The sequence below is a fragment of the Methylobacterium sp. E-016 genome, assembly GCF_022829745.1.
Lineage (GTDB): Bacteria > Pseudomonadota > Alphaproteobacteria > Rhizobiales > Beijerinckiaceae > Methylobacterium.
Window position 1 is genome coordinate 1 of record NZ_JAKSYF010000065.1, and the last position, 1,912, is coordinate 1,912.

At 61.8% G+C, this 1,912-nt stretch carries 2 protein-coding genes; one reads left to right on the forward strand and one right to left on the reverse strand.

What is annotated here, in order from left to right; genetic code table 11:
• Positions 1-614: MHYT domain-containing protein (locus MKK68_RS06930; RefSeq protein WP_279605238.1), on the reverse strand; the 614-nt coding region annotated here is incomplete at its 3' end.
• A gap of 779 nt (positions 615-1,393) precedes the next feature.
• On the opposite strand from MKK68_RS06930, the gene MKK68_RS06935 reads away from it, so the two are divergent.
• A partial coding sequence (locus MKK68_RS06935; RefSeq protein ID WP_244029470.1) for a PAS-domain containing protein occupies positions 1,394-1,912 on the forward strand: 519 nt, incomplete at its 3' end.

Consider the following 1,912-nt stretch of genomic DNA (forward strand, 5'->3'; position numbering starts at 1 on the left):
ATCGTTTCACCGTCGCAGACCGCCAGACCTTCGAGGGCGAGGCTCGCTAGCTCCCGCAGACGCGTCCTGTCCCGGCGCAGTTGCGCCCGAGCGTTCAACGCGGACCGTAAGCCGATGAGGGCGAGTGTGAGCAGCCCGACCGAGACGAGGGCGATGATCGGAGCGATCGTCTCGGGCGCGATGGCGATGGCCGGCAGTGCCACTTGAGGGTCGTAGACGATGGTGATCGCTGTCATACCGGCGAGATGCAGCACGACGATCGAACCGAAAAGCAGGGGGCCAGCGAAACGACGCAGGGAGCGATTGCGCTCACCGGCTGTGACCATAGCGATGCCGGAAAGACCGAGGCTCAAGAGAACGGATGGAGCGATGAAGCGCCAGTCCCAGGTGACATGCCCCGTCACGCGATATGACGCCTGTCCGACGTAATGGAGGGCGGTGACGCCCAAACCCAGGATCACACCGGCCACGAACCGGCGAGGACGCACGCGCTGGCCGATGGATAGTCCAACGCCGGTCCCGATCCCGCCGATTACGAGGAGCAACGAGATTGAGGTGAGAATTGGCTCGAAGCCGGCGGCCATGCCGGGTTGATATGCAAGCAGGGCGATCATATGCGTTGCCCAGGCCGTACATCCCGCGGCGACGATACTGACGATGCCCCATTTACGCTGCGCTACGCCTTCCGCACGAGCAGCGTGGGCCGCTATCGCAGACGAAGCGTAGATGCCTACGCAGCATACAATCGCTGCAGATAACAACAATTGATCATTATGAAAGTCCCTAACGCAAGTTAAAATCTTATGCATCTTGACCTCGCCGCCAGAGCTAGGGTCAGACAAGTTAAGTATTATAAAAATAGGCGTTTGAAAGGATGTCGAACGACGGATCTGCGCAATGTGTCGCAGATTGCTCGTCGATTCTACGCTCCCGAAAGCGCATCAAATGTTGGGTTTTGCAGATTGTGCGGCCGCTTATGCGGCCTAGTAGGCAGCGGTCGACCTGCTGGCGCATCGACTGTCGGGCAAGTTGTCCAGTATCGGGGTGCTACCGCTGGCGGCCGCGCAGCGGCCGTGGGCAGGGGAAGCCGATGCCGCTCAGCCCTGCCGGATCCTCGACAATCTGTCGGGCCGGAAGAAGCTGCGGAACTAGCAGGAGGACGCCCTGATTTAACTGCTCCTGAGGCATCGGTGGCGGAACAGTTCGCGGAGGCGGTCGGTGGTGAAGACTGTCGAGAAAGCTTCAGGAACGACACCGGAAGGAACCAATAATTGTTGCGCTCTAATTAGACACTTGGGCTGAAATGTAGGCTTCAATTAACACTTCTCCCTAAAGAGTCCGGACTTCCATTCGGCACGCTTACCCGGCGGCCTGAGGTCGAGGCCCCTGTGCCATGAGCGCTGAACGGCACTACCTTGACTCAGTCCGGCGCGAGGCCTCGCGGAGCTTGCAGTCGAACGGGGGCATCCTTTCACCCTCCTGGGCGCGCTACCTCGACGCGATACGGCATGGGCTGCTGATGATCGACGATGCGGGGCGCGCGATTGTCTCGAATGCGCCGGCCGCACGCTTGTTGGCCGACCTCCTGCCGAAATCCGCATCTGAACGGAGCGCTAGGGGGTTGCTTCGCGCGCTGTGCGCCGGGACTGCCAAACCACGGTGCGCGGTCTTCCGCTCCTTACGAGAGGCCCGTGATCTTCGCACGGCCGTCTCGTTCGAGGTCGAAGCCGAGGGGCTCACGTTGCAGGTCGAGCTGAATCCTGCAGAGGAGCAGGGTTGGATCGCGACGATCGAGGACGTCAGCGCGCGCAAGGCCAGCGAGGCGCGCGCCGACGAGGCGGCACGCCAGGATCCGCTCACCGGCTTGCCGAACCGGCTGCTCCTGCAGGAACGACTCTCCGAGGCCCTCGTG